22 protein-coding genes are annotated in these 25,026 nt (G+C 73.2%); 4 read left to right on the top strand and 18 right to left on the bottom strand.

The features are described 5' to 3' along the window. Window positions 1-26: 26 nt before the first annotated feature. The 4 genes from D3A60_RS02435 to D3A60_RS02420 all read right to left on the bottom strand — a co-directional run bounded on the left by D3A60_RS02435 (window position 27) and on the right by D3A60_RS02420 (window position 3,705). A complete protein-coding gene (locus tag D3A60_RS02435) occupies window positions 27-629 on the bottom strand; it encodes a response regulator transcription factor (protein ID WP_119717101.1) in 603 nt (200 codons plus the stop codon). A gap of 58 nt (window positions 630-687) precedes the next feature. After that, window positions 688-1,920: a sensor histidine kinase gene (locus D3A60_RS02430; protein ID WP_407062749.1), complete on the bottom strand. Its 1,233-nt coding sequence runs from the start codon at window positions 1,918-1,920 to the stop codon at window positions 688-690. Between the two features lie 64 nt (window positions 1,921-1,984). After that, window positions 1,985-2,791, bottom strand: coding sequence for an ABC transporter permease (locus D3A60_RS02425; protein WP_119717100.1), 807 nt, complete (start codon window positions 2,789-2,791; stop codon window positions 1,985-1,987). After that, complete coding sequence (locus D3A60_RS02420) at window positions 2,791-3,705, bottom strand: ABC transporter ATP-binding protein (protein ID WP_119717099.1); 915 nt, start codon at window positions 3,703-3,705, stop codon at window positions 2,791-2,793. The genes D3A60_RS02425 and D3A60_RS02420 overlap by 1 nt, the downstream gene beginning before the upstream one ends. 288 nt (window positions 3,706-3,993) lie before the next feature. Between D3A60_RS02420 and D3A60_RS02415 the strand changes: the two genes are divergently transcribed. From D3A60_RS02415 to D3A60_RS02395, 4 genes are all read left to right on the top strand, one after another. Further along, a complete protein-coding gene (locus D3A60_RS02415; protein ID WP_119717098.1) occupies window positions 3,994-5,244 on the top strand; it encodes an efflux RND transporter periplasmic adaptor subunit in 1,251 nt (416 codons plus the stop codon). 76 nt (window positions 5,245-5,320) lie between these two features. Then, a complete protein-coding gene (locus D3A60_RS02410; protein ID WP_231120400.1) occupies window positions 5,321-5,992 on the top strand; it encodes an ABC transporter ATP-binding protein in 672 nt (223 codons plus the stop codon). A 13-nt stretch (window positions 5,993-6,005) separates the two neighbouring features. Then, the gene (locus D3A60_RS02405) at window positions 6,006-7,166 is read left to right on the top strand and encodes an ABC transporter permease (protein WP_119717096.1); all 1,161 of its coding nucleotides are present in this window, start codon (window positions 6,006-6,008) and stop codon (window positions 7,164-7,166) included. Window positions 7,167-7,352: 186 nt separating this feature from the next. Further along, complete coding sequence (locus D3A60_RS02395; RefSeq protein WP_119717094.1) at window positions 7,353-8,540, top strand: ABC transporter permease; 1,188 nt, start codon at window positions 7,353-7,355, stop codon at window positions 8,538-8,540. Between the two features lie 9 nt (window positions 8,541-8,549). Here D3A60_RS02395 and rarD read toward each other — a convergent pair whose 3' ends face one another. From rarD to mreC, 14 genes are all read right to left on the bottom strand, one after another. After that, on the bottom strand, window positions 8,550-9,485 hold the full coding sequence (rarD, locus tag D3A60_RS02390) for an EamA family transporter RarD (protein ID WP_119717093.1): 936 nt from the start codon (window positions 9,483-9,485) through the stop codon (window positions 8,550-8,552). After that, window positions 9,482-10,432, bottom strand: a complete 951-nt coding sequence (yedA, locus tag D3A60_RS02385; RefSeq protein WP_119717092.1) for a drug/metabolite exporter YedA — start codon at window positions 10,430-10,432, stop codon at window positions 9,482-9,484. The genes rarD and yedA overlap by 4 nt, the downstream gene beginning before the upstream one ends. 173 nt (window positions 10,433-10,605) lie before the next feature. Next, window positions 10,606-11,538 carry a bifunctional transcriptional activator/DNA repair enzyme AdaA gene (locus tag D3A60_RS02380; RefSeq protein WP_231120365.1) on the bottom strand — a complete coding sequence of 311 codons (933 nt, stop codon included), beginning with the start codon at window positions 11,536-11,538 and terminating at the stop codon, window positions 10,606-10,608. Window positions 11,539-11,604: 66 nt separating this feature from the next. After that, complete coding sequence (locus D3A60_RS02375) at window positions 11,605-13,791, bottom strand: carboxy terminal-processing peptidase (protein WP_119717518.1); 2,187 nt, start codon at window positions 13,789-13,791, stop codon at window positions 11,605-11,607. A 242-nt stretch (window positions 13,792-14,033) separates the two neighbouring features. Next, window positions 14,034-15,047 (bottom strand): lipoyl synthase, encoded by a 1,014-nt coding sequence (lipA, locus tag D3A60_RS02370; protein ID WP_119717091.1) that lies wholly within the window; start codon window positions 15,045-15,047, stop codon window positions 14,034-14,036. Between the two features lie 101 nt (window positions 15,048-15,148). Next, window positions 15,149-15,847 carry a lipoyl(octanoyl) transferase LipB gene (gene lipB / locus D3A60_RS02365; RefSeq protein ID WP_119717090.1) on the bottom strand — a complete coding sequence of 233 codons (699 nt, stop codon included), beginning with the start codon at window positions 15,845-15,847 and terminating at the stop codon, window positions 15,149-15,151. Then, complete coding sequence (locus D3A60_RS02360; RefSeq protein WP_119717089.1) at window positions 15,835-16,113, bottom strand: DUF493 family protein; 279 nt, start codon at window positions 16,111-16,113, stop codon at window positions 15,835-15,837. Before D3A60_RS02360 ends, lipB begins: the two co-directional genes overlap by 13 nt. Window positions 16,114-16,257: 144 nt before the next feature. Next, window positions 16,258-17,469: a D-alanyl-D-alanine carboxypeptidase family protein gene (locus D3A60_RS02355; RefSeq protein WP_119717088.1), complete on the bottom strand. Its 1,212-nt coding sequence runs from the start codon at window positions 17,467-17,469 to the stop codon at window positions 16,258-16,260. A gap of 185 nt (window positions 17,470-17,654) precedes the next feature. Further along, window positions 17,655-18,893: a septal ring lytic transglycosylase RlpA family protein gene (locus D3A60_RS02350; RefSeq protein WP_119717087.1), complete on the bottom strand. Its 1,239-nt coding sequence runs from the start codon at window positions 18,891-18,893 to the stop codon at window positions 17,655-17,657. Beyond that, on the bottom strand, window positions 18,890-20,116 hold the full coding sequence (gene mltB / locus D3A60_RS02345; RefSeq protein ID WP_119717517.1) for a lytic murein transglycosylase B: 1,227 nt from the start codon (window positions 20,114-20,116) through the stop codon (window positions 18,890-18,892). Before mltB ends, D3A60_RS02350 begins: the two co-directional genes overlap by 4 nt. A gap of 106 nt (window positions 20,117-20,222) precedes the next feature. Next, window positions 20,223-21,335 (bottom strand): rod shape-determining protein RodA, encoded by a 1,113-nt coding sequence (gene rodA / locus D3A60_RS02340; protein ID WP_119717086.1) that lies wholly within the window; start codon window positions 21,333-21,335, stop codon window positions 20,223-20,225. After that, window positions 21,332-23,380, bottom strand: a complete 2,049-nt coding sequence (gene mrdA, locus D3A60_RS02335) for a penicillin-binding protein 2 (RefSeq protein WP_119717085.1) — start codon at window positions 23,378-23,380, stop codon at window positions 21,332-21,334. Before mrdA ends, rodA begins: the two co-directional genes overlap by 4 nt. Before the next feature lie 3 nt (window positions 23,381-23,383). Further along, window positions 23,384-23,869: a rod shape-determining protein MreD gene (mreD, locus tag D3A60_RS02330; protein ID WP_119717516.1), complete on the bottom strand. Its 486-nt coding sequence runs from the start codon at window positions 23,867-23,869 to the stop codon at window positions 23,384-23,386. Next, entirely contained in the window at window positions 23,866-24,993 is a 1,128-nt protein-coding gene (gene mreC, locus D3A60_RS02325; RefSeq protein WP_119717084.1) for a rod shape-determining protein MreC, read from the bottom strand. The genes mreD and mreC overlap by 4 nt, the downstream gene beginning before the upstream one ends. Window positions 24,994-25,026: the final 33 nt, after the last annotated feature.

Genomic DNA, 25,026 nt, shown 5'->3' with positions numbered 1-25,026 from the left:
AGCACTGTAGACCGGCCCGCGCCCGCCTACAGCCAGCCCTTCTGCCGCGCGAGCCGGTACGCCTCGATGCGGTTGCCGACGCCGAGCTTGCCGATCGCCTCGGACAGGTAGTTGCGCACGGTGCCGGCCGACAGCTGCAGCTGCGCGGCGATGTCGCCGGCCGACAGCCCCTCGCCGGCCAGCCGCAGCACCTGCCGCTCGCGCTCGTTGAGCGGGTCGGGCTCGCCCCACGCGTCGACCGCGAGCTGCGGATCGATGACCCGGCCGCCGCGGTGCACCTGGCGGATCGCCTCGGCGAGGTTCTCGGCGGGCGCGTCCTTGAGCAGGTAGCCGCGCGCGCCGGCGTCGAGCGCGCGGCGCAGGAAGCCCGGGCGCGCGAACGTGGTCAGCACGACGACGCGCGTGGCCAGCCCGTGGCGGGCGATCCGCTGCGCGAGCTCCAATCCGGTCAGGCCGGGCATTTCGATGTCGGTGACCAGCACGTCCGGCTGCAGCCGCTGCACGTCGCGCCACGCGGCCTCGCCGTCGGCGGCGGTGCCGAGCACGTCGAGGTCCGACTCCAACTTCAGCAGCGCCGACAGCGCGCCGCGCACCATCGCCTGGTCCTCGGCCAGCAGCACCCCGATCATTGCGCGCACCCCGTGCCGGTTGGCCCTGCGGCACGTTACCGCAGATCGCCGCGCGCGCTTACGCCGCCGCGGACGAGGCGGCGTCGCCGGGTCCGGGCGCGTGCGCGGGCGCTGGCGGGGCGTCGCCGCGCACGCCGTCGGCCGGGCGCGGCATCGGCAGGATCGCTTCGATGCGCGTGCCGCGGCCGGGGGCGGCGTCGACGCGCAGCCGCCCGCCGAGCGCCTCGATCCGCTCGCGCATGCCGCACAGCCCGTTGCCGGGGGCGATGTCGCCGCCGCGGCCGTCGTCCTCGACGCGCAGCACCACCGCGTCGCCGGCGACCTCCAGCGCCGCCTCGGCGCGCCGGGCGCGCGCGTGCCGCTGGATGTTGGTGGCCGCTTCGCGCAGGGTCAGCGCCAGCACCGCCTCGACCTCCGGCGGCAGCACCACCGGCGCCAGCGCGTAATGGAAATGCACGCCGTCGGATTCCAGCAGCAGCCGCGCCGACGCCAGTTCGCTCGCCAGCCCGACCGCGCGGATGCCGGTGACCGCGCTGCGCACCTGGGTCAGCGCCTCGCGGGCCACGCGGGTCACGTCGGCCAGCTCCCTGCGCGCGGCCGTCGGGTCGCGCTCGACCAGCTTGCCGGCCAGTTCCGACTTGAGCGCGACCAGCGACAGCGTGTGCCCGAGCAGGTCGTGCAGGTCGCGCCCAATGCGCTCGCGCTCGGCGGTCGCGGCGAGCCGGCGCACTTCCTCCTGCGACAGCCGCAGCGCGGCGTCGCGCCGCTGGTTGAGGCAATCGACCTGGACCACCGAGCCGACGATCAGGGTCACCAGCGGCAGCCACGCGACCGCCTGCCACGGATAGCCCAGCCACACCGCGTAGCCGACCAGCACCGCGCTGAGCGCGAGCAGCACGGCGGCGTGGCGCAGCAGCGAGTGCGGCTGTCCGCGGCTGAGCATCACGCAGCCGAACACGAAGTAGCTCAGGCCCGACAGGTACCACGGCAGCAGCGCCAGGCTCATCGCGACCATGCCGAGCGCGTAGCGCGGCACCTGCCGCGGCGGCGCCAGCAGCGTCATCGCGAACAGCAGCAGGAACACCGGGTACGACAGCACCGTCACCACCAGCCAGCGCGCGTCGTAGCCGGCTGGCGAGAACGCCGGGGTGATGAAGATCCACGCCGACCACAGCACGTGCACCGCGTCCGACCACGGCGACTTGCCCTCGCGCCGCAGCGTGGCGGCGATCGAATCGGGCGCCGGCTGCAGCCACGCCGGGACGAACCGTGCCACGCCCCCGCCGTTCATGCGCACTCCGCGATGCGGCCAACGGTGCCGATGATGCCACCGCGTCGACGGGCCCGCGCCGCGCTCAGCCACGACGCGCCAGGCGCGCGCGCGCCAGCCCGAAGAACACCGCGGTGAAGGCCACCAGCACGAGCACGTGCAGGGCGATGGAGCCCCCGGCATCCATGCCCACCACCTTCAGCGCGAGCTGCGCGTGGTGGTACGCCGGCCACACCGGCGCGGCGGCCGCGAGCGCGTCCGGCAGCACCCGCAGCGGCAGCCACAGCCCGGACAGGAACGCCATCGGCAGGTACAGCAGGTTCACGACCACCGGCGCCGCGTTGGCGCTGACGCGAGTGCCCAGGTAGAGCCCCATCGCGCAGAACGGCAGCGCGCCGGCCACGTGGATCGCCGGCAGCAGCGCCCACTGCCACGGGTCGAGCACCACCCCGCCCAGCGATGCCGCCAGCAGCAGGAGCAGCAGCGACACCAGCGTCGAGAACAGCATCGCCATCGCCATCTTCGCCAGCAGGTAGGCGCCCGGCGGCATCGGCAGGGCGCGCTTGAGCGCCAGCAGCCCCTGCGTACGCTCGACCGCGATGCTGACGCCGAAGCCGAACAGCGCCGCGCCCATCACGCCGAACACGCCATACGTGGCCAGCAGGTACTGCGCGGCCTGGCCGTCGCCGCGCGAGCCCAGCGCGACCCCGAACAGCAGGTAGAACAGCGCCGGGAACGCGATCGTCGGGACGGCGAACATCGGCGTGCGCAGCAGCCGCACGAACTCGTACTTGGCCTCGAGCCAGTAGCTGCGGATGCGCGCGGGGCGGCGCGGCGCGACCGCGGCGGGTGCGGCGGCGGGTGCGGCAGTGGTGTCGATCATCGTGTCCATCACGCGGCCTCCTTCAGTTCGTTGTCGCCGGTCAAGGCCAGGAACGCGTCGGCCAGGCCGGCGCGCTCCACTTCGAGTTCGCGCAGGCCGGGGTCTTCGGCCAGCAGCCGCCGCACCAGCGGCTCGGCGGCGTCGTGCGCGACCAGCTCCAGCCGCTCGCCGTCGCGCCGTACTTCGCACACCTGCGGCCAGCCGGCGAGCGCGGCGGCGTCGAGGGTCGACACACAGCGCACGCGACGGCGGACGACGTGCGCGCGGACCGCGTCGATCGCGCCGTCGGCGACGACGCGCCCGCGGGCCAGCACGGTGACGCGGTCGGCCAGGCGTTCGGCCTCCTCGAGGTAGTGGGTGGTCAGCAGCACCGAGGCGCCCTGCCCGACCAGCTCGCCGATCGCGCGCCACAGTCCCTGCCGCGCGTGGATGTCCAGCCCGGTGGTCGGCTCGTCGAGGAACAGCACCCGCGGCCGGCCGCAGATCGCCAGCGCGAACTGCACGCGCCGCTGCTGGCCGCCCGACAGCGCGCCGTAGCGGCGGCCGAGCAGGCCGTCGAGGCCCGCGAGCGCGACGCAGTCGGCGACGCTGCGCGGCGCGTCGTAGTAGCTGCGCGTGAGCTCGAGCAGTTCGCCGACGCGCAGCGTGTCCTGCAGCGCGCTCGCCTGCAGCATTACGCCGATGCCGCGCCGCGCGGCCAGCGACTGCGGCGTGGTGCCGAACAGCTCGACGCGGCCGGCGTCGGGCTGCAGCAGGCCGAGCAGCAGGCCCACCGCGGTGGTCTTTCCGGCGCCGTTGGCGCCGAGCAGCGCGGTCACTTCGCCACCGCGCAGTTCGAGGTCGACGCCGTCGAGCGCGACGACCTCGCCGTAGCGCTTGCTGGCGCCGTGCAGGCGCGCGAGGACCGGGGACGGGGACGGCATGGCGCACTCCAGCGGGGACGGTGCGACCACGTTAGGCGCCCGTTCGCGGCGCCGGCAGTCGCGCGCGTCATGCCGATGCCATGACAGTCGTCAGGTGACACGGCCCCGCTGCTCGTCGATGCTGGGTGCCGTCGCGATCGACGCGGTCCGCCGCGGCGACGCCGCCGCGGCCGCGCCTCCGCAGCGCCGGTCCCGGCGTACTGCGAAGGTGACGACCGGCAGGTTGGCGGCGCACCCGAGCACGGCCACACTGCCCCGCGCACGCCCCCATCGCCAGGACGCCCCCGCATGAGCCGCCCCGAAGACGCCCTCAAGGAACTGCGCATCGAGCGCAAGTCGGGGGCGAAGAAGCCCCGCCGACGCAAGTGGCCGCTCGTCGTCGGCGCCGCAGTCGTCGTGGTGGCGCTGCTCGCGGTGCTGGCGATGCGCCGCCCGGTCGCGGTCGAGACGGTCCCGGCGCGCGACGCGGCCGACCCCGCCAACGCGTCGGTGCTCGACGCGTCGGGCTACATCGTCGCCCGCCGCATCGCCACGGTGTCGACCAAGATCTCCGGCAAGGTCCGCGAGGTGCTGATCGAGGAAGGTCAGCGCGTCGAGGAAGGCCAGGTGCTGGCGCGGCTCGATCCGATCGACGCCGGCGCGCAGCAGCAGCTCGCCGCCGCGCAGCTGGCCGCGTCGCGCAGCCAGATCGACCAGGTGCAGGCGCAGCTGCGCGAGGCCGAGGCCAATGCGCGCCGGCTCGGCAGCCTGGTGCAGCAGCAGCTGGTGTCGCGCGCGCAGTACGACCAGGCGCTCGCGCAGCGCGACGCCCTGCGCGCGCAGCTGGCGTCTGCGCAGCGCAACGTCGCGGTGTCGCGCGAGCAGCTCGAGGTCGCCGCGCTCGGCGTCGACAACACCATCGTGCGCGCGCCGTTCGCCGGCGTGATCACCGCCAAGGCCGCGCAGCCGGGCGAGATCGTGTCGCCGGTGTCGGCCGGCGGCGGCTTCACCCGCACCGGCATCGGCACGATCGTCGACATGGACTCGCTCGAGGTGCAGGTCGACGTCAACGAGGCCTACATCGGCCGCGTGCAGCCGGGCATGCCGATCGAGGCGGTGCTCAACGCGTACCCGGACTGGCGCATCCCCGGCGCGGTGATCGCGATCATCCCGACCGCCGACCGCAGCAAGGCCACGGTCAAGGTGCGCATCTCGCTGGCCGAGAAGGACCCGCGCATTGTCCCGGACATGGGCGTGCGCGTGAGCTTCCTCGAGAAGAACGCCGCCAACGCGCCGAAGCCGACCGGCGTGTGGGTGCCGTCGAAGGCGATCGTGCTGCCCGAGGGCACCGATCCGAAGGGCGCGGCCAAGGCGACGCGCGGCACGGTGTTCGTCGTCGTCGACGGCGCCGCCGACGCGCGCGAGGTCGCGCTCGCGGAAACCCGCGACGCCGACCGCCGGCTCGCGTCGGGCGTGAAGCCCGGCGAAGCCGTCGTCATCGATCCGGCCAAGGTCCGCGACGGCCAGCGCGTGACCGTCGCCGGCGCGGACGCGAAGTAGTCCGATGGACGCCGAGCATCGTCCGGTCCACGGCGCGGCGCCCGACCTGCCGCCCGAAGCGCGGCCGCTGGTTGAGATCCGCGCGCTGACCAAGGCCTACGAGCGCGGCAAGCAGCGCATCGAGGTGCTGCACGGCATCGACCTGGACATCCCGCACGGCGACTTCGTCGCGCTGATGGGTCCGTCCGGCTCCGGCAAGACCACGCTGCTGAACCTGATCGGCGGGCTCGACTCGCCCAGCGACGGAGAGCTGCGCGTCGACGGCGTCGCGATCGACGACCTGTCCGGCGACGACCTGGCCGCGTGGCGCGCGGACACGGTCGGCTTCATCTTCCAGAGCTACAACCTGATGCCGGTGCTGACCGCGCAGCGCAACGTCGAGCTGCCGCTGCTGCTGACCGACATGGGCGCGTCCGAGCGTGCGCGGCGCGCGCAGATCGCGCTGGGGCTGGTCGGGCTCGGCGACCGCGCGCGGCACAAGCCGAACGAGCTGTCCGGCGGCCAGCAGCAGCGCGTCGCGATCGCGCGCGCGCTGGTGTCCGACCCGCTGCTGCTGATCTGCGACGAACCGACCGGCGACCTCGACCGCAGGACCGCCGACGAGGTGCTGACCCTGCTGCAGCGACTCAACCGTGAGTTCGGCAAGACCATCGTGATGGTGACCCACGACCCGAAGGCGGCCGAGTACGCGCGCCGCACCGTGCACCTGGACAAGGGCACGCTGGTCGACGAGCCGTCGCCGCACTGAAGGGGCGCCGACGATGATCCGCAAGTACTTCCCGCTGGTCTGGGGCGCGCTGTTCCGCAAGAAGACGCGCACGGCGTTCACCCTGCTGTCGCTGACCGCGGCGTTCCTGCTGCTCGGGCTGCTGCAGGCGGTCAACTCGCTGTTCGCCGGCGGTGCCGATTTCCTCGGCGCCAACCGGCTGATCGTGCAGGCCAAGACCAGCTTCACCCAGCCGCTGCCGATGCGGCTGATGCCGCAGATCGAGTCGGTGCCGGGCGTCGAGCGCGTCGGCCACTCGCAGTTCTTCGGCGGCCAGTACCGCGACGAGCGCGCCGGCTTCCCGCAGTTCGCGGTCAACCCGCAGCGCCTGCGCGACACCTACCCCGAGTGGGTCATGGACGAGGACCAGTGGCGCGCGTTCGTGTCGACCCAGGACGGCGCGATCGTCGGCCGCAAGCTGGCCGAGAAGTACGGCTGGAAGCTCGGCGACGTGGTGCCGCTCAACAGCTTCATCTGGACCAAGGCCGACGGCTCGCGCGTGTGGGAGTGGCGCGTGGTCGGCATCTTCGACGGCAAGGACGCGGAGTGGCAGGACCGCGCGCAGCTGATGTACCTCAACTACGGCCAGTTCGACGAGGCGCGCAGCGCCGGCGCGCGCGGGCTGGCCGGCGTGTTCGTCGTGCGCGTGGCCGACCCGCTGGATTCGCCGCGCGTCGCCGCCGAGATCGACCGCCGCTTCGCCAATTCGGCCGACGAGACCAAGAGCCAGAACGAGCAGGACTTCCAGCTCGGCTTCCTGCGCCAGTTCGGCGACATCGGCTTCATCATGAACGCCATCTCCGGCGCGGTGTTCTTCACCATCCTGATCCTGACCGGCTTCACGATGAGCCAGGCGGTGCGCGAGCGCATCCCCGAACTCGCGGTGCTCAAGTGCCTGGGCTTCACCGACCGCACCGTGCTGTGGCTGGTGCTGGCCGAGGCGCTGCTGCTGTGCACGCTGGGCGCCGCGCTCGGCATGGCGCTGGCCGCGGTGGTGACCGCCGGGCTGCCGCCTGAGTTCCCGCCGCTGCAGCCGGACCGGCGCGTGTGGGTGTTCGTCGCGGTGTCGGTGCTGGTGCTGGCGACCGCGGTCGGCCTGCCGCCGGCGCTGCGCGCGATGCGGCTGAAGATCGTCGACGCGCTGGCGGGGCGGTGACGCGATGACCGCGCTGCGCCAGACCCGCGAGATCGTTGCGATGAACCTGCAGAGCATCCCGCAGCGGTGGGGGCGAAGCGGGGCTGTCGCGCGGCACTGGCGCGCGCCGCTGAGCGCCCGCGCAGGGATGCGCGGGCCGGTTCGGTGCGCCAGGGACGGCTCGGCGGGATGCACGGAGATCGGCCAATGACCGCGCTGCGCCAGACCCGCGAGATCGTCGCGATGAACCTGCAGAGCATCCCGCAGCGGTGGGGCGCCTCACTGGTCATCGTCGTCGGCATCGCCGGCGTCGTCGCGGTGCTCGTCGCGATGCTGTCGATGTCGGCCGGCCTGACCCGCACGCTCGGCACCACCGGCCGTGACGACCGCGCGATCGTGCTGCGCGCCGGCAGCAACGCCGAGCTGTCGAGCTTCCTCGAGCGCGGGCTGGTCACGCTGATCAAGCAGGACCCGGCGGTCGTGCGCGGCCGCGACGGCCTGCCGCTGGCGTCGGGCGAGTTGATCGTGATCACCGAGGTCGCCCGCAAGGGCGAGGCCGGCGGCACCAACGTGACCCTGCGCGGCGTCGAGCCCAACGCGTTCGAGCTGCGGCCCGAGGTCGCGATCGTCGAGGGCCGGCGCTTCCGCCCCGGCCTGCAGGAGCTGATGGTCGGGCGCAGCGCGCAGCGGCAGTTCGACGGCCTCGCGGTCGGCGAGGTGCTGGTGTTCAAGGGCGCCCCGTGGACGATCGTCGGCGTGTTCGCGTCCAACGGCGACGGCCACGAGTCCGAGCTGTGGGCCGACACCGAGGCGGTGCAGAACGCGTTCGACCGCAGCGGCTACTCGTCGGTGCTGGTGCAGCTGGACTCGGCCGCGTCGTTCGACGGCCTCAAGGCGCGGCTGCAGGACGACCCGCAGCTGACGGTCGACGTCGAGCGCGAGCTCGATTACTTCAGCGCGCAGTCGGAATCGCTGACGTTCCTGATCCGGCTGCTGACCAACGTGATCACGGTGATCATGGCGTTCGGCGCACTGTTCGGCGCGCTCAACACGATGTACTCGGCGGTGTCGTCGCGCACGCGCGAGATCGGCACGCTGCGCGCGCTCGGCTTCGGCCGGCTGCCGGTGATTGCCTCGGTGATGGCCGAGTCGCTGGTGCTGGCGGTGACCGGGGGCCTCGTCGGCGCGGTGCTCGCGTACGTGCTGTTCAACGGCTACAGCGTATCGACGCTGAGCCCGGGCTCGTTCACCCAGGTCGCGTTCAACTTCGCGGTGACGCCGGCGCTGGTCGTGCAGGGCCTCGTTTGGGCGCTGCTGATCGGCTTCCTCGGCGGCCTGATGCCCGCCGTCCGCGCCGCGCGCATCCCGGTCACCGACGCGCTGCGCGCGACCTGAGCGCTCGCGTCAGCCGGCGCTGGCCGGCACCGGCGCCGGGGCGCGCGAGCGTCGCCAGCCGTCGATCGCGAACACCGCCAGGCCGAGCCAGATCAGCACGAAGCCGACCGCGCGCTCGCGCGGGAACGCCTCGTGGAACACCAACACGCCGATCAGCAGCTGCAGGGTCGGCGCGATGTACTGCAGGAAGCCGACCACCGACAGCGGCACGCGGCGCACGGCGTAGGCGAAGCCGATCAGCGGCAGCGCGGTCAGCGCACCGCCGACGACCAGCAGCGCGTCGATGCCGACGCCCCACGCCGGCGCGTCGCCGAGGCCGACGAAGCCGCTGCGGCCGGTGGCTTCGGCCCAGGCCAGCCCGGCCAGCGCCGGCAGCAGCAGGTACAGGCTCTCGACGCCGAGTCCGGCGACCGCGTCGACCGGCACCAGCTTGCGCAGCAGGCCGTACAGCCCGAACGACAGCGCCAGCGCGAGCGCGATCCACGGCGGCTGGCCGAACTGCCAGGTCAGCCACGCCACGCCGCACGCGGCCAGCGCGACCGCGGCCCACTGCGCGCGATTGAGCCGCTCGTGCAGCAGCGCCACGCCGAGCACCACGTTGAGCAGCGGGTTGATGTAGTAGCCCAGCGCAGTCTCGACCACGTGGCCGGCGTTGACCGCCCAGATGTACAGGCCCCAGTTGAACGCGATAAGCACGCCAGTCAGCGCCAGCGTCGCGGCCACGCGCGGGCGCGCGAGCGTCGCGCGCAGCCAGCCGCGTCCGTGCTGCCACAGCAGCCACGCCGACACGAGCATCGCGCCCCACGCGATCCGGTGCAGCACGATCTGCCACGACGGCACCGCCTTCAGCAGGTGCCAGTACAGCGGCATCAGCCCCCAGATCACGAATGCGCCGAGCGCCATCCACAGCCCGGCGCGGCGCTCCTGCGCCGCCGACGGGCTCATGCCGCCGGCTCGCTGGCGGGTGCGGCCGCGGGCTGGGGCGCGGCAGTGCGACTGGCGCGCGCCTTCGACAGCGTGATGATCACCACGCCGACCAGGATCACGGCCATCGCGCCGAGGTCGTGCGCGGTGAAGTGCTCGCCGCCGAGCAGCGCGCCGAACAGCACCGCGATCGGCGGGTTGACGTAGGCGTAGCTGGTCGCCAGTGCCGGGCGCACGTGGTGCAGCAGCCAGATGTACGCGGTGAAGCCGAAGATCGAACCGGCGACGACCAGGTACAGCAGCGCCGCGGTCGCATCGAACGACGGCGCGGCGACGATGCGCTCGCCGGTCAGCAGTGCGGCCAGCAGCATCCACGCGCTGCCGGCGAGCATCTGCCCGGCCGCCGACATGAACGGGCCCGGCAGGTCCTGGTCGCGGCTCCAGATCGAACCCCACGCCCACGCGATCGGCGCGATCGTCAGGCACACCAGCCCGAGCAGCGACGACGACAGCTCGCTGCCGGCGTTGAGCCAGATCACGCCGAGGAAACCGACCACCAGTCCCACCCATTCGATCCGCGTCGGGTGGCGGCCGCGCAGCATCGCGAACACGCCGGCGAACAGCGGCATCGACGCGACGGCGATCGCCGCCAGCCCGGAGCCGACCTCGGTCTCGGCCAGGTTCACCAGCCCGTTCGACAGCAGCACCATCCAGATCGACAGCACCGCGAGGGTCTTCCACTGCCGGCGCGTCGGCCCGCGCTCGCCGCGCCAGCGCAGCATCGCGTACATCAGCGCGCCGGCGATCGACATGCGGATCGCGCCGAGCAGGAACGGCGGGTAGCCCTCGAGCGCGAAGCGGATCGCCAGGTAGGTCGAGCCCCACAGCACGTACAGCGTGAGCAGCGCGGCGGCGATCGCCAGCCCGCTGGGCGCGGCGCGCGGGGCTTCGGGGGCGGCGTGGCGCATCGGGGGCGGGCTCAGGCGGAGGGATCGAGGCGGCGCGGGACGTGCTCTTGCGGGACATCGTGCGGCGCGCGGCGGCGACTAGGGTAACGGCGCGCGCACGGCAGCGTCAGTGACACCGGGCGGGACGCTGGCGCGGCACGCGCGCAACGACGCGCCGTGCGAAGGCGCATCGCTCAGCGCGCGCCCTCGCGCTCGAGCAGGCGCTGCTTCATCGCCACGCCCCAGCGGTAGCCGCCGAGCGAACCGTCGCCGCGGACGACGCGGTGGCACGGCACGACCACCGCGACGCGATTGCCGGCGCAGGCGCTGGCCACCGCGCGCGCGGCGCGCGGCGCGCCGAGCGATTCGGCGACCTGCGCATAGCTGCGCGTCTGCCCGGCCGGAATCTTCATCAGCGCGTCCCAGACCCGCTTCTGGAACGCGGTGCCGACCAGCGCCACCGGCACCGCCGCGTGCCGGCCGGCGAGCGCGTCGGCAACCGCGTGCAGGCGCGGAGCGAGGAACTCGTCGCGGCCGGCGTCGACGCGCTCGATCTGGGCGTTCGGGAACTCGCTGCGCAGCTTCGCCTCGAGCGCCTCGCCGTCGTCGCCGAGCTCGACCATGCAGATGCCGCGCGCGGTCGCCGCGACCAGCGCGGTGCCCAGCGCGGTGTCGACCAGGCTCCAGCGGATCTGCTCGCCGACGCCGCCGGCGCGGTAGCGCGCGGGGGTCATGCCGAGCCTGGCGGCACCGTCCTCGTAAACGCGCGACGGCGAGCCGTAGCCGGCGTCGTACAGCGCGGCGGAGACGTCGGCGCCGTCGCGCAGCGCCGCGCGCAGCGCGCCGAGCTTGCGCTGGGCCAGGTAGGCCGACGGGCTGAGGCCGAATCGCGCGGTGAAGCGGCGCTGCAGCTGCGTCGCGCCGAGGCCGAGCGTGCGCGCGAGTTCGGCCAGCGTCGGCTCGCCGGCGTCGAGCAGCGCGCGGGCGCGGTCGAGCACGTCGGCAGGCGCGGGGCGGTCGGACGTCGGCGGGCGGCGGGCGGTCATCCGCGCGGTGTGGGAGACGTGGTCGGACGCCGGGCGCGTGACGGGCCGGGCGGTCGCGGTGCGGTCGGTGGTCGTGTCCATGGCCCAAACGATAGCGGGCGCCCGAAGGCGCCCGCTATCCGTTCCTTGCGCATCGCTCCGCGGCCGTCAGTCGGCCCAGTGGCCCGGCTGCACCGCGGTCGGCAGCACCTGCGCCGACAGCTGGCGGTCCGCGTTGAGCAGGCGCACCGCGTCGGCGAGGATCGCGGCCGATTCGCGCAGCAGCGGGTCCGGGCGCTGGTCGGCGAGCTTCTCGCGCGCAGCGTCCTTGGCGATGTCGCGCTCGCTGGCGGCGAGGCCGTCGTCGGCGTCGTCGTCACCGAGCGGATCGATCGCCAGGCCGAGCGCCCGGCGCTGCTCCTGCCGCTGCTTGCGCTTGGCGTCCTCGCGGTCGCGCTCGGCGCGGCGCTCGGCCTCGTTCAGCGTGACCGACGTCTTGGCGCGCTCCTCGCGGAACTGGGCGACGTCGTCCGACCACCACTGGAACTCCTTGTCGGTGGCGACGCGCGCGGAGTGCAGCGCGCGCAGCTTCGGCACCAGCGGGCCGAAGTTGCCGTAGCGCGTGTGCGGCACCGCGGCTATCTTGGTCCACGGCAGTGCGTTGTCGTAGGTGCTCTCGCCGAACTCGGTCGCGTCGACCGACACCGGGAACGCGATGTCCGGCACCACGCCCTTGTTCTGCGTGCTGCCGCCGCTGACGCGGAAGAACTGCGCGATCGTCAGCTTCAGCTGGCCGTAGCGCGGCGTCTCGTTGGCCGGCCAGCGGTCGAGGTCGACCAGGTTCTGCACCGTGCCCTTGCCGAAGGTCGTCTCGCCGATGACGAGGCCGCGGCCGTAGTCCTGGATCGCGCCGGCGAAGATCTCCGACGCCGAGGCCGAGCCGCGGTTGATCAGCACCGCGAGGGGGCCCTCCCACGCGATGCCGGTGTCGCCGTCGCCCTCCACGCTGACGCGGCCACCGGACTCGCGCACCTGCACGACCGGGCCGCGGTCGATGAACAGGCCGGTCAGCTCGATCGCCTCGTTGAGCGAGCCGCCGCCGTTGTTGCGCAGGTCCAGCACGACGCCGTCTACCTTCTGCGCGCGCAGGCTGACCAGCAGCTTGCCGACGTCGCGGGTCGCCGAGGCGTAGTCGTTGGCGTTCTTCCGCCGGCCCTCGAAGTCCTGGTAGAAGCCCGGCAGCTTGATCACGCCGATGCGCTTGGCCGGCGTCGAGCCGGCGGCCGGGATCGAGATGATCTCGGACTTCGCGGCCTGGTCTTCGAGCCGCACCTTGTCGCGCACCAGCACGATGCGGTTGGGCTTGCTGTCGAGGCCGGCCTCGGCCGGGATCACGTCCAGCCGCACCTTGGTGCCCTTGGCACCGCGGATCTTGGCGACGACGTCGTCGATGCGCCAGCCGATCACGTCCTCCATCGCGCCGCTGTCGCCTTGGCCGACGCCGACCACGCGGTCGCCCGGCTTCAGCTTGCCGGAGCTGCCGGCCGGGCCGCCGGGCACGATCTCGCGGATCGCGACGACGTCGTCCTGCTTCTGCAGCACCGCGCCGATCCCCTCCAGCGACAGCGACATCGACATGTTGAAGTTGTCGGCCGAACGCGGGGTCAGGTAATCGGTGTGCGGGTCGATCGCGTTGGCGTAGCTGTTGAGGAAGGTCTGGAACACGTCCTCGCCCTTGAGCTCGGCGATGCCCTTGCCGAGGTTGGCGTAGCGCTTGTCGAGGGTCTTGCGGATGTCCTCGGGCTGCTTGCCGGCCAGCTTCAGGCGCAGCCAGTCGTTGCGCACCGACTGCGTCCACAGCGCGTCGAGCGCGGCGCGGTCGGCCGCCCACGGCGACTTCTCGCGGTCGAACTCGAAGCGGTCGCTGCCGGCGAAGTTGAAAATGTCGCGCTTGAGCTGCGCGCGGGCGAATGCGACGCGCTCGTCGACGCGCTGGCGGTAGGTCGCGAAGATCGCGTACGCCGGGTCGAGCTCGCCGCTCTTGATCGCGTCGTCGAGCCGCAGCTTGTACGCGTCGAACGTGGCGATGTCCTGCGCGGTGAAGAACTGCTTGCCGGCGTCGAGCGACTCCAGGTAGCGGTCGTACATGTCGGCCGACAGCGCGTCGTCGAGCGCGCGCGGGCGGTAGGCGTAGCGGCTGTCGGACAGCCAGCCGTAGACCATCTTGGCCGCGGTCACCTGGTCGGTCGTCGGCGCGGCGGACAGGGCGGTCGCGGTGGCACCGCCGTCGGCGCGCGCGAGCAGCGCGATCGGCGCGGCGATCAGGAAGGCAAGCAGGGAGGTCTTGGCGTTCATCACGGGAGGCGTCTCGGCCGGGTCGGCCATGGGGTCGAGAATGACGCGGGGTAGGACCACCCCACAGTGCCGAAAGTTGCCGGGGCTGTCACGCGACACGGGCGCGATGAAGCGTGCCACCGACCCCGTTATGGAATCGATACGGGAAAACGTTCAGCTGCGGATGCGCAGGCCACCGCGCGGCGCGGCCTCCGGCGCACGCGATCCGCGTGTCGTGCCCCCTGTTCAGGGGCGACGGACGATCACGCCAGCGCCAGCAGCCCGGCGTCCTTGGCCTGCTGGTCGGCGTGGTACGACGAGCGCACCAGCGGACCGGACGCGACGTGGGTGAAGCCCAGCGACAGCCCGTAGGCCTCGAGCTGCTTGAACTCGTCCGGGGTCCAGTAGCGCAGCACCGGATGGTGGTGCGCGGTCGGCTGCAGGTACTGGCCGATCGTGACCATGTCGACGTCGTGCGCGCGCAGGTCGCGCAGCGTCGCCTGCACCTGCTCCATCGTCTCGCCAAGGCCGAGCATGATCCCGGACTTGGTCGCCACGCCAGGGTGCTGCGCCTTGAACTTCTGCAGCAGGGTCAGCGACCACTGGTAGTCGGCACCGGGGCGCACGTTGGCGTACAGGTCCGGCACGGTCTCGACGTTGTGGTTGAACACGTCCGGCGGGTTGGTCGCCAGGATGTCGAGCGCGCGCTCCATCCGGCCCTTGCCGCGGAAGTCCGGCGTCAGCACCTCGATGCGGGTGCGCGGGCTGTGGGTGCGGATCGCGGCGATGCAGTCGACGAAGTGCTGGGCACCGCCGTCGCGCAGGTCGTCGCGGTCGACGCTGGTCACCACCACGTACTTCAGGCCCATGTCGGCGACGGTGGTCGCCAGGCTCAGTGGCTCGGCCGGGTCCGGCGGCTTCGGCCGGCCGTGGGCGACGTCGCAGAAGCTGCAGCGGCGCGTGCAGACCTCGCCGAGGATCATGAACGTCGCGGTGCCGTGGCTGAAGCACTCGTGGATGTTCGGGCAACTGGCCTCCTCGCACACCGTGACGAGGCGGTTCTCGCGCAGCTTGGCCTTGAGGTTGGCGACCGAGTTGCCGGACGGGATCCGCACCCGGATCCACGACGGCTTGCGCAGCACCGGCGCGTCGGCGAACTGCACCGGCGAGCGCGCGATCTTGTCGCCGCCGAGCTGCTTGACCCCGGCCTGCAGCGGCGCCGGCGCGGCGCCATCGACGACGGCGAGCGGGATGGACTTGGCGGCGGGGTCGGTCATTGCAGGGTGTCCGGGCGGAGCGGGGTCGCCGGCGCGGCGCGCGGGCGTGGGAGGGGCGTCGGGGAGCGGCTTCGCGTCGGGCGCCGGCGGGCCGCGGCGGCTCAGGCCAGCGTCGGCGGCGGGGCCGCGTCGACGTCGAGGCCGAACTGCCGCGCCAGCTGCGCGACCAGCACCGGCTTGACCGGCTCCATGCCCGATGGGCCGCCCAAGTCTAGCACCGAGGTCACCTGCAGCCCTTCGTAGCCGCAGGGGTTGATCCGCCGGTACGGCGACAGGTCCATCGCGATATTGAACGCCAGTCCGTGGAACGTGCAGCCGCGGCGCACGCGGATGCCCAGCGCCATCACCTTGGCGCCGTTGACGTACACGCCCGGCGCGCCGTCGCGGCGCCGGCCCTCGATGTTCCATTCGGCCAGCGTGTCGATCACCGCCTGCTCGATGCGCTCGACGTACTCGCGCACGCCGACCTTGAGCCGGCGCAGGTCGAGCAGCGGGTACAGCACGATCTGGCCGGGCCCGTGGTAGGTCACCTGGCCGCCGCGGTCGACGTGCAGCACCGGGATGTCGCCCGGCATCAGCACGTGCTCGGGCTTGCCGGCCTGGCCGAGGGTGAACACCGGGTCGTGTTCGACCAGCCACAGCTCGTCGGGCGTGTCGTCGGTGCGCGCGTCGGTGAAGGCCTGCATCGCGCGCCACACCGGCTCGTACGGCTGCCGGCCGAGGTCGCGCAGGCGCGCGGCGGCCCGCACCCGGGCAGCGGCCGGTGCGGCCGCGGGTTCGGCGACGCCTACAGCGTCCACTTCACTTCCGGGTGCTCGCGCAGCACCTGGTGCGCGCGCTCGTACTGCTCGCGGCTGTCGGCGCGGATGCTGATGCGGACCGAGACGAAGCGCCCGTTCGACGAGGCCTTCCAGTTGACCGACTCGTGCAGCACCTCGATGCCGGCATCGAGCAGCAGCGTCGGCAGGACGGTCTCCAGGTCCTTCTCGGCCGGGCCCATCGCGGACAGCTCGAAGGTGCCGGGGAACTGGAAGCCGTGGTCGGGGTTGTCGGATTTGATGTCCATCGGCCGATTATGGGTACGGCCGGCGGCGAACCCAAGCGGCGGCCCGCCCCCGTGCCAAGCGTCCCGAGGCGGCGAACAGGACCGCCGGAACGCACAGGGCCGGCTTTCGCCGGCCCTGCTGCATCCCTCGGACGGGGCGGTGGATCAGATCGATTCCCACCACATCCAGAACTCGTCCCACAGGCGCTTGAAGAAGCCGCCCTCCTCGATCGCGTTCAGCGCGACCAGCGGCTGCTGGGCGATCGCCTTGCCGTCGAGCATCACCTTGACCGTGCCGATCTTCTGGCCCTTGGCGATCGGCGCGACCAGCGTCGCCGGCACGTCCATCATCGGCTTGAGCTGCTCGTAGCGGCCGCGCGGCACGGTCACCAGCATCGGCGCGGCGACGCCGAGCTGCACTTCGTCGGCCTTGCCCTTCCACACCTTCTGCTTGGCCACCTGCTTGGCGGCGGCGTACAGCTCGTGCGTCTCGAAGAAGCGGAAGCCCCAGTTCAGCAGCGCCTGGCTGTCGCTCGCGCGCTGGGCCTCGGACGTGGAGCCCATCACCACCGAGATCAGGCGCTGGTCGCCGCGCTTGGCCGACGCCATCAGGCAGTAGCCGGCGCCGGAGGTGTGGCCGGTCTTGATGCCGTCGACCGACGGGTCGCGCCACAGCAGCAGGTTGCGGTTGGGCTGGGTGATCGGCCCGACCGTGAACTCCTTGATCTTGTTGTACGAGTACGCGACCGGGTAGTCGCGCGCCAGCGCGCGGCCGAGCAACGCCAGGTCGCGCGCGGTCGAGACGTGGCCCTCGGCCGGCAGGCCGTGCGGGTTCACGAAGTGGCTGTTCTTCATGCCGATGCGAGCGGCGTACTGGTTCATCAGCGACGCGAACGCGTCGGTGCTGCCGGCGACGTGCTCGGCCAGCGCGATCGCCGCGTCGTTGCCCGACTGCACGACCATGCCCTTTTCCATCTCGAGCAGTGGCGCGGTCTTGTTGACCTCGAAGCCCGAGTAGCTGCCGTCGGTGCCGGCGCCACCGGAGCGCCAGGCGTTCTCGCTCATCATCACCTGGTCGGTTTCCTTGACCTTGCCCGCCTTCATCTCGGCGGCGATGACGTAGCTGGTCATGACCTTGGTGATGCTGGCCGGCTCGAGCGGGGTGTCGTAGTTCTCGCCGGCGAGCACGTTGCCGCTGGCGTAGTCCATCAGCACCCACGCGGTGCCGGTGATCTTCGGCGGCGGCGGCACCGGCAGCGCGGCGCTGGCGGCGGCGGCCGGGGCATCGGGCGCGGGCGCCTGGGCGAGGACGAGGCCGGCGGCCGAGGTGGCCAGGGCGGCGACGGCGATCGCGGCGAAGGTAAGGCGGGCTTTCATCGGTTTACGGCTCCGGGGACCGGCGGCGACCGGTCGGTGGCAGGGGGTGCAGCCGGCGAGGCGCGCGTCCGGCGCGTTTCGCTGGCGGGCGCCGGGTCGGAACCCGGTCGCGGGCAGGGCCTCCGGCCCCGCGGGATGCGGCGAAATCGAGGTGCGTATGGTGCGCTATCCAGGCTGGAGCGGCGCTACTCGCGCACGCGCTGCGGCGTGCCGAACCCCAGTCCGACCACGCGGGCGGCGAGTTCCGGCGCGGCCGTGGCCTGCAGCGGGCCGACGCGCAGGCGCCAGACCTTCTGCCCGTTGGCGTCGGCGTCGAGCACGCGCGCGTCGTCGATGCCCGCGGCGCGCAGCATCGACAGCGCACGGTCGGCGTTGGCGCGGGCGGTGAAGCTGGCGATCTGCAGGGTCACGGCGTCGCCGGCCGGCGCGGCGCGCGCGACCGCGGCGGCGGCCTGCGCCGGCGGCGGCGGCGGCGGCGCGACGGCCTGCGTGGTGGCGGCGCGCGGCGCCGGCTTGCCGGTGGCGACGCGCACCTGGCGCGCCTTCATCCACGCGTCGAACTCGTCGGCGGTCATCGGCTTGCCGTCGCGGCGCATGTCGAACCGGTAGTCGGTCGGCGCGGCCGCGCGCGGCGCCGGCTCGCCGGCGCGCGCGGTGCCGATCGGCGAGACCGCCGCGACCAGCGTGTCGAGGCCGCTGCCGGCGCTGGTCGCGCCGACTGCCGGCGGTGCCGGCGGCTGCGCGCGCGCCAGCACCGGCACGTCCGGATCGCCGGGCTTCAGCGCGCGCACCTCGACATTGCCGGTGCCGCGCCGGGTGATGCCGAGCTTGACCGCCGCGGCGTAGCTCAGGTCGATGACGCGGCCGGCGTGGAAAGGGCCGCGGTCGTTGACGCGCACCACCACCGACTTGCCGTTGTCGAGGTTGGTGACGCGGGCGAAGCTCGGCAGCGGCAGCGTCTTGTGCGCGGCGCTGAAGGCGTACATGTCGTACACCTCGAGGTTCGACGTGCGGCGCCCGTGGAATTTCTGCCCGTAGTACGAGGCCAGCCCGCGCTCGACGTAGCCGTGCGCGCTGTCGCGCACGTGGTAGCTCTTGCCGAGCACCTGGTATGGGGAGCGGTTGCCGTAGCGCGAGCGCGGCTCGTCGACCACCTCCGGCTCCGGGATGCGCTCGACATCGGGCACGTAGTCCGGGGTCGTGTCGGCCACGCCCGGCGCGTACAGGCCGCCGGCGACGTAGTTGCCGCGCTTGCTCGGGTCTTCCTGCGCGGGCGCGTACGGCGACACCTTGGCGCCTCGCGCGGAAGCCGCGGCGGCCGCAGGCTTCGCGGCCGCCGGCGCGGTGGCCTGGGGTTTCTTCGGTGTGCCGGCACACGCGGCCAGCCCGAGCGCCAGCAGCGCCGCGAGCAGCGCGCGGCTCATGCGCCGGCGGCTCCGCTGGCGGTTGCGGCGGGGGTGGCAGGCGCGGGCGCTGAGACCGCGGCGTCGCGGCCCGCGATGGCCTCGGCAAGCTGGTGCACCGCCATCGCGTAGTGCTTGGAGATGTTGTAGCGGGTGATCGCGTAGAAGTTCTGGAAGCCCAGCCAGTACTCCGGGCCGTTGACGCCGTCGAGGTTCAGCAGCGTGGCGTTCTCGCCCGGCGGCACCGCGACGAGCGGGCGGTACCCGCGCGCGGCCAGATCGTCGAGCGTGTAGCGCGGCTCGAGCCCTTCGGCGACGAAATCGGCGGCGGTCGCGTTGCGGTTCGCGCGCGCGACGACCGGGCCGCCGCGGACCCAACCGCCCTTCTTGACGAAGTAGTTGGCGACCGAAGCGAACACGTCGTCGAGGTCGTTGAACAGGTCGCGCTTGCCGTCGCCATCGCCGTCGACCGCGTAGTCGCGGTAGCTCGACGGCATGAACTGGCCCCAGCCCATCGCGCCGGCGTAGCTGCCGGTCAGCGTGGTCACGTCGAGGCCGGTTTCCTTGCCGAGCGCGAACAGCTGCGCGAGTTCGTCGCGGAAGAACGCGGTGCGCGCGTCCTCGCGCGCGGCCTTGGCCGGGTCGCCGGTGCGCGGATACGCGAACGCTAGTGTGTACAGCGCGTCGACCACGGAGAACTTGCCGGTGTTGCCGCCGTAGCTGGTTTCGACGCCGATGATCGCGACGATCACTTCGGCCGGCACGCCGGTCTGCGCTTCGACCCGGGCGAGCGCGTCGCGGTGCGTGGCGAGGAACGCGCGGCCCTGGTCGATGCGCGACTGGGTGATGAAAATCGGGCGGTAGTCGCGCCACGGCTTGGCCTCGGCCGGACGCGACATCGCGCTGACGATGCTGTCGCGGATCTGCGCGCGGGCCAGCACCGACTCCACGTACGCGGCGTCGACGCCGAAGCGCTGCGCCGTCTCGCGCGCGAACGCGGCCCGCTGCTCGGCGGTCGGCTCGACCGTCGGCAGCAGCGTGGGCGCGGTGGTCGGGGCCGCTGGCGGCGCGGGTCGAACCGCGGCAGCAGGCGCCGGCGCCGAGGCGGGCGCAGCCGGCGCGGGCGCTGCGGCGGGCGGAGGCGTGGTCGCGGTCGGCGGCGGGGCCTGGGTGGCGCAGCCGGCGAGGGCGATCAGGACGGCGCCGACGAGGGCGCTGCGAACGTAGGAGCGGCGTCGGATCATCGTCGCGAGGTTATCACGCAGCCACGGCGCGTCTGCCGCGAATCGGGCGCGAATGAACGCGCCAGTCAGCTTGGTCAACGCGTGGCCGCGAGCCCGCGAAGGCGCATCAGCGGCCGTGCACCGGCCGGTGCGCACGCACCGCCATCACGACGCCGAGGCCGGCCAGCAGCGACACCGCCGACGTGCCGCCGTAGCTCAACAGCGGCATCGGCACGCCGACCACCGGCAGCAGCCCGGAAATCATGCCGCCGTTGACCAGCACGTACACGCAGAACGCCAGGCCGAGCGCGCCGGCGACGAGACGCGAATAGCCATCGCGCGCCTCGACCGCGATCCATAGGCAGCGGCCGACGACGAACAGGTACAGCGCCAGCACGCCGACGACGCCGATCCAGCCGAACTCCTCGCTGAGCACGGCGAAGATGAAGTCGGTGGTGTGCTCGGGGATGTAGTTCAGGTGCGCCTGCGTGCCCTCGCCCCAGCCCTTGCCGGTGAGCCCGCCGCCGCCGATCGCGATCTTTGACTGGATGATGTTCCAGCCGGTGCCGAGCGGGTCCGACTCGGGGTTGAGGAAGGTCAGGATGCGGTCCTTCTGGTACGGGCGCAGCAGCCAGAACCAGGCCGCCGGCGCCGCGGCCGCGATGCCGCCGAACGCCGCGCCGAACCACCACCACGGCAGCCCGGCCAGGTACAGCGCGAACGCGCCGCTGATGCCGACCAGCATCGCGGTGCCGAAGTCCGGCTGCAGCAGGATCATGCCGGTCGGCACGCCGATGATCAGTCCCGCCATCAGCACCACCGGCAGCCGCGGCGGTAGCGGGCGGCGGTTGAGGTACCAGGCGACCATCATCGGCAGGCTCAGCTTCAGCACCTCGGCCGGCTGGAAATAGAACACGCCGAGGTTCAGCCAGTGGTTGCCGTGCTTGCCGTCGCCGAGGAACAGCACGGCCAGCAGCGGCACCAGCGAGGCGCCGTAGACCAGCGGCGTCCAGTTGCGCAGCTGCGACGGCGGCATCCGCGACAGCAGCCACATCGCGCCCAGCCCAACCGCGAACCGCGCGCCCTGGGCGAACACCAGCCGCGTCGACTGCTCGCCGGCGCTGTACAGCACCGCCAGGCCGACCGCCATCAGCGCCAGCAGCGCGCCGAGCAGCGGCAGGTCGAGCGTGCGCGTGAAGCGCAGCAGCAGGTCGAACAGCCAGCGCAGGATCACTTTCATCGCGACGGTCCCGTGGCCGGTGCCGGCGGCCGCTGCGTGGACGCGCCCGGACGCGTGGCGGGCGCGGGGGCCGTGGCGGCGGGCGGCGTGCCGGGCGACGCTGCGGGCGTGGCCGATTGGGCCGGCGTCGTGGCCGGCGGCTGCACCACCGGCACCAGCGACGCGCCGCCCTGCGGCGAGCGCAGCACGCCCTCCTCCGGCTCCGGCATCTTGCCGAGCAGCCACGCGTCGAAGACCTTGCGCGCGATCGGCGCGGCCGCGGTGCCGCCGTAGCCGCCGTGCTCGACGACGACCGCGATCGCGATCGTCGGGTTCTCGGCCGGCGCATAGCCGACGAACAGCGCCTGGTGGCGCAGGTGGTATGGCAGCGATTTCGGGTCGACGCTGACGTTGCCGCGGCGGCTGATCTTCTGCGCGGTGCCGGTCTTGCCGGCCATCAGGTACGGCGCGCCGATCGCCATCGCGCGCGCGGTGCCGCCGGCGCCATGGATCGTCGCGACCATGCCCTCCTGCACCGCGCGCAGGTGGTCGGGGTTGTCGGTGATGCGGCGCGGCGCCGGCTGCGGCAGCGGCGTCCACGGCGCCTCGAAGCCGTCGCGGCGCGCCGAGACCAGGTGCAGGCGGCGCAGTTCGCCGCCGTCGGCGACCGCGGCGGTCGCGCGCACCAGCTGCAGCGCGGTGGCGATCCAGTAGCCCTGGCCGATGCCGGCGATGACCGTCTCGCCCGGGTACCAGCGTTCCTTGCTGTTCTTCGCCTTCCACTGCGGCGACGGCACCACGCCGGGGTTCTCGCCGGCCAGGTCGATGCCGCTGGGCTCGCCGAACCCGTACTTGCGCATGTACTGGTCGAAGCGCTCGATCCCCATCTCGTAGGCGAGCTTGTAGTAGTAGTAGTTCACCGACGCGGCGATCGACTTGCGCAGGTCGGTCGTGCCGGCGCCGCCGTGCGCATCGCGGTAGCCGCGGCGCTGGCCGGGGATGAAGAACTCGCCGGTCGAGAACACCGTCGACGCCGGCGTGCGCAGGCCGCTGTCGACGCCGGCCAGCGCGACCAGCGGCTTGACCGTCGAGCCCGGCGGGCCGCCGCCGAGCACGTTGCGGTTGAACAGCGGGCGCGACGGGTTGGTCGTCAGCGCGGTGTAGTGGGTCTGGCTGATGCCGTTGACGAACAGGTTGGCGTCGTAGGCCGGCAGGCTGACCATCGCCAGGATCTCGCCGGTGCGCGGGTCGACCGCGACCGCGGACCCGTCGCGGTCGCCGAACGCCGTGACCATCGCCTGCTGCAGGTCCAGGTCGATGCTCAGCCGCAGGTCGGCGCCGGGCACCGCCGGCACGCGGCCGGCGGAGTGCATCGGGCGGCCGTCGACGTTGGTGACGATCTTCTCGTAGCCGATCTTGCCGCGCAGCGCTTCCTCGTAATAGCGCTCCAGCCCGGTCTTGCCGATGTGGCTCAGCGCCGAGCCGCCCTCGCCGAGCATCGCCAGGTCGTCGGCGTCGACGCGGGCGACGTAGCCGGTGATGTGCGAGGTCAGTTCGCCGTGCGGGTAGCGGCGGTTGAGGTACGACACCAGCTCGATGCCCGGGAAGCGCCAGCGGTCGACCGCGAAGCGCGCGGCCTCCTCCTCGGTCAGCCGCAGCTTCAGCGGCACCGGCTTGAAGCCGCGGGCGACGCGGCGGTTGGCCTCGTAGCGGGCGATGTCCTCGGGCGCGAGGCTGACGATCGCGCCCAGCGCCGGCAGCCAGCGCTTGCTGTCGCCGGCCTCGTTCGGCACCACGTCGAGCCGGTATGCCGGCACGTTGTCGGCGATGATCCGGCCCTTGCGGTCGAGGATCAGCCCGCGCCCGGGCACCACCGGCTGCAGCCGGATGCGGTTCTCCTCGGCGCGGCTGGCGTAGTCGGCGTGCTGCCAGACCTGCAGGCGGAAGTACCACAGCGCCAGCCCGCCGATCATCAGCGCGACCATCGCGAACGCCAGCGCCGAGCGGCGGCGGAACTGCTCGGCCTCGGCCGAGGCGTTCTTCAGGATGCGGCGGCGCGGGCCCACCGGTCAGCGCCTGCGCCAGTGCCCGAGCCGCAGCGCGTCCAGCGCCAGGAACACCGGCGCCCACAGCAGCAGCCCGACCAGCGGTGCGATCCACGCCGACGACGGCGGCGTCGGCAGGCCGAGGGTCAGGTGGATCGCCGCGGTGACGATTCGGTCGTTGAGCAGCAGGCCGCCCATCGCCAGCGCCTGCTGCGACAGCGGGAAGAACCGCAGGCGCGCGCGGAAGCGCTGCAGGATGAAGGTCATCACCACCAGCCGCAGCGCCTGCTCGCCGAACAGGCTGCCGAACGCGAGATCGGCGACCAGCCCGACCAGGAACGCGTAGCCGAGGCCGACGCGGTCGGGGTCCTCGATCACCCAGTACGCGACCACCAGCGCGAGCCAGTACGGCCGCAGCGGCTGCAGCGCCGGCGCCAGCGGCAGCAGGCCGAGCAGCAGCGCGGCGACAAGGCTGGCCGGACGCAGCCACGGCGAACGGGCGCGCATCAGCGGCGCTCCCCGGTGGCCGGCGGCGTGGACGGCGGGCCCGGCGGCGCCGTGGCGGGCGACGCGGGCGATGCCGGCGGCGCGGCGGTCGCCGCTGGCGGCCCAGCGCCGGGCGGTGTTTGCGCGGCCGGCGACGCGGGCGTTGGACCGGCACCCTGCCCCGCCGCGGACGCCGGAGCCGGCGCCGACGCGGCTGCGGGCGCCGGCGGCGCCTCGACCTGCAGTCCGTCGATCCGGACTGCGCCGGCGTTCGCCAGCGGCGCGGTCGGGCCGATCACCGGCCGCGCCGGCGCGGTGCGCAGGATCAGCACGTCGCGGCCGCGGTCGAGCTGCGCGGCCGGGCGCACGTCGCCGACGAGGAACGCACGGCTCTCGTCGGGCCGCAGCGCGGTGACGGTGCCGATCGGGAAGCCGGCGGCGAAGCGCCCGCCGAGGCCGGACGTCACCAGCACGTCGCCGACCTTGATGTCGGTCGACAGCGGCACGTTCGACAGCTGCAGCCGGTCGGTGCGGCCGGTGCCGTACGCGACCAGCCGCACGCCGTTGCGCGCCAGCGCGACCGGCACCGCGTGCGACGGGTCGGTCAGCAGCAGCACGGTGGCGTGCATCGGCGTGGTGTCGATGATCTGGCCGATCAGGCCACCGGCGTCGATGACGCTCTGGCCGACGCGCACCCCGTCGCTGCTGCCGGCGTCGAGCACCAGCCGCTGGCGGGTCGGCTCCAGGTCGATGTCGAGCACCGGCGCGAGCTGGGCGTCCAGCGCGCCCTGCTGGGCCGCGGCGAGCAGCCCGCGCAGCCGCGCGTTGTCGGAGGCGACCGACGCCAGCCGCGCCATGCGCGCGCGGCTGACCAGCAGCTCGTTGCGCAGGCGGCGGTTCTCCTCGGTCAACGAGGAGATCGTGCCGGCGTCTTCGCTGATCGTCTGCATCAGCCGCCCGGGCAGGCCGGCGACCAGCCACAGCGGCTGCACCAGCACGGCGGCCTGGCGTCGCGCCTGGTTGAGCCAGCCGCCGCGGTGGTCGAGCAGGATCAGGGTCACCGACAGCGCCAGGTACGCCAGCAGCTTCAGCGTGCCGGCGACATCGCCCGAGCGGGCGGCGGTGGAGGGACCGGCGTAGGGCGGCACGTCAGGTCAGCGCAGGGTCGGCGGGGGGGACGG

It is taken from the genome of Cognatilysobacter tabacisoli (genome assembly GCF_003586305.1).
Lineage (GTDB): Bacteria > Pseudomonadota > Gammaproteobacteria > Xanthomonadales > Xanthomonadaceae > Cognatilysobacter_A > Cognatilysobacter_A tabacisoli.
Note: the sequence above shows the minus strand (reverse complement) of the source record. Positions and strands in the feature narration are given on the sequence as shown.